Below are 2,763 nucleotides of genomic sequence, written 5' to 3' on the forward strand. Positions count from 1 at the left end.
TGTATGCGCGAGGTTACCGACTGCGGCCTGAGTTTTTTAAGTGACGTAAAACCGTGTTGAGGCCAACGCCCATAATGCGTGCACTGGCGCGACATCCGACGCCATTCATGGCCATATCAATGATTTTCTGGTGCGTACCGGGCTGAGAGGCGGTGTAAGTGAACTGTAGTTGCCATGTTTTACGGCAATGAGAGCAGAGATAGCGCTGATGTCCGGCAGTGCTTTTGCCGTTACGCACCACGCCTTCAGTAGCGGAGCAGGAAGGACATCTGATGGAAATGGAAGCCACGCAAGCACCTTAAAATCACCATCATACACTAAATCAGTAAGTTGGCAACATTACCCGTATATTCGACACCTGCTTTACGGGTGAAAAAAATCAATATAGCACTTCGATATCCGATAAAGTCGGTTCCCGGTAACAACAACAGAATCCTTTTTTAATTATTGTTTCGTTGTTTTTGGTGTGATTCAGAAAATAAATATTTTAGACAGTAGCCAGTCAGGCGTTAAAAATGGGGCGGATAGTGAGGCGGTTTTGGCTGCGCTTATTGAACATTTAGAATTGATCAATCCTTCTGGCAGATTAAGCCAAAATACCCGTTCGGCAATGCTTCAGTTACGCGAAGAGGAATGGTCTGAATTCTTTTTTTGGTTGCTAAATTCTCTGGAGTGTCTGGATTATGTGATTATTAATTTAACTCCAGAAAGCAAAAAAACGTTGATGAGTGAACACCGTAACAATATTCAGGTAGCAATCGATGCTTTATATAGGCAACGTCGGTGTAAATCACCGGGGGATGATAGTGAAACACTTACCCGTAGAAATGACGCTATCTTCGGCAACCACGTATGGCAAACATTTGCGCAATACTTCCCGCCAGGACTTGAAAAACCGGCTGTGTAGAAAACACCATAGCTATGGTGTTATCTGCCGACAACGCCATCCGGAGAAGCCGAATGACGTTGTCGGAGTAAGCGCTGGTTAAGGTGTGGGTTGTGCCTCTTTGGTTGAGGGTTGCGTCGTTGCTGACTTAACGGTCGGACGCGTCGCCGGAACATTGTCACACGGTTGCTCTTTCGGGCAGATCAAATCCAGCATTTTCAGCGTCACGCCATTGGTCCAGCCAAAGCCATCCTGTAATGGATATTCGCCACCTCTTTTTGCCCGTAGTTTTGTAATCCTTCTGTCGCGACCCACTGTAACGGTGCCCAGCCATTTGGCGCATCCCATTGTTGCCCACTTTTCACCGACGTGGTGTTCAGGCCGCCGGGTTGCAGCAGATGTGTTTTCGTCGCCGTCGCCATTTTGTTGGCGCGATCTTTCGCTGCCGCATTGACGTACAGCGGGAACAGGGCGGCCGCGGTTAACTGATTGCGCACTTTATGACTTTTCAGGTCGTAATCGGCATACCAGCCTTGTTGATCGTTCCACAGGTATTTTTCGATTCCTTTTTGACGGGCATTCGCCAGCGTTTCGTACTGGTTTGCCATCGCGTTATCTCCTGCAGCTTTGCTGGCGCGGGCGAGGATTTTTTCCATTTTAAACATCAGGCTGTTCAGATCGACCGGTACGATGCTGGTGGTGCGTAAGGTATTTAACTGCTGCGGGTTGTCCATCCAGCGCGAGCTGAAATCCCAGCCAGACGCAGCGGCAGAGCGCAGGTCGCGGTAAATTTCAGTGGCAGGTCGATTCGGATTGCTTTTGGCGGTGGCAATATCTTCCACCCATGACTCTGGTCGTGGCGTATCGCGATCGTCCCAGTAGCGGTTGAGAAGGGTACCATCCTGAAGTTTGACAACGCGTTTTTCCTGTTGTCCGGCTTGCAGGTTTTCAACACCGTCCATCCAGTAAGCATATTCTTTTTGCATTTGCGGCAGGTATTGCTTCAACGCGGCATCGCCTTCATGCTGCGCCAGTAACTCTACCATCAGGGCAAAGAAGGGCGGTTGCGAGCGGCTTAAATAGTAACTGCGGTTGCCGTTGGGAATATGACCGTAAGTGTCTATTTCATGAGCAAAATTGGCCACCATATCCGCGACTTTATCCCAGTGACCGCTTTCGGCAAGTCCTAACATGGTGAAGTAACTGTCCCAGTAATATACCTCGCGAAAACGTCCGCCCGGCACGACATAAGGTTCCGGCAGCGGTAACAGAGAATCCCATTTTTCGGTGTTTTCGGTAGAACGCGTTAATACCGGCCAAAGTCCGTCAATATGTTCGCGCAGTGACTGCCCCTCTGGCGGAACATATTTCTCGCCTTCTTTCGGCAGGGTGAAATTGACGTTAACGAAATGGCGCAGATCAAATCCGCTCTGGTTTTGCTGCATCCGATAATCAGCGGATCGCTGTTCGGCACGGCATCGGCAAAGGTTTTTTGGTCCGGAAAAAGTTTGGCGTTTTGCACATCATTAAACAGCGGCCCTAATAAAATATCAGGCGGCTGTGGTGTTACCGGTGTTTCTTCTGCCTGCACCGATAGCGCAGCGAAACACAAAAAGATACAGGCTGGAGGTAATGACTCCAACTTACTGATAGTGTTTTATGTTCAGATAATGCCCGATGACCTTGTCATGCAGCTCCACCGATTTTGAGAACGACAGTGACTTCCGTCCCAGCCTTGCCAGATGTTGTCTCAGATTCAGATTATGTCGCTCAATGCGCTGAGTGTAACGCTTGCTGATAACGTGCAGCTTTCCCTTCAGGCGTGATTCATACAGCGGCCAGCCATCCGTCATCCATACCACGACCTCAAAGGCCGA

At 49.3% G+C, this 2,763-nt stretch carries 2 protein-coding genes and 2 pseudogenes; 1 reads left to right on the forward strand and 3 read right to left on the reverse strand.

The genetic code is table 11. From position 1 onward, the window contains the following. Positions 1-289 (reverse strand): annotated as a pseudogene (locus tag BHE85_RS13005) (IS1-like element transposase); the annotation flags it as partial. Positions 290-466: 177 nt separating this feature from the next. On the opposite strand from BHE85_RS13005, the gene ycgY reads away from it, so the two are divergent. Beyond that, positions 467-907 (forward strand): protein YcgY, encoded by a 441-nt coding sequence (ycgY, locus tag BHE85_RS13010; protein ID WP_000615060.1) that lies wholly within the window; start codon positions 467-469, stop codon positions 905-907. A gap of 78 nt (positions 908-985) precedes the next feature. Here ycgY and BHE85_RS13015 read toward each other — a convergent pair. Together BHE85_RS13015 and BHE85_RS13020 are read right to left on the reverse strand one after the other, a co-directional pair. Continuing rightward, positions 986-2,537 (reverse strand): annotated as a pseudogene (locus BHE85_RS13015) (alpha,alpha-trehalase). Continuing rightward, positions 2,530-2,763 (reverse strand): IS1 family transposase (locus tag BHE85_RS13020; RefSeq protein WP_001393844.1); only part of this gene is annotated, 234 nt, incomplete at its 5' end. The pseudogene BHE85_RS13015 and the gene BHE85_RS13020, both read right to left, overlap by 8 nt.

This window comes from Shigella sp. FC1567, assembly GCF_001743015.1.
GTDB lineage: Bacteria > Pseudomonadota > Gammaproteobacteria > Enterobacterales > Enterobacteriaceae > Escherichia > Escherichia coli.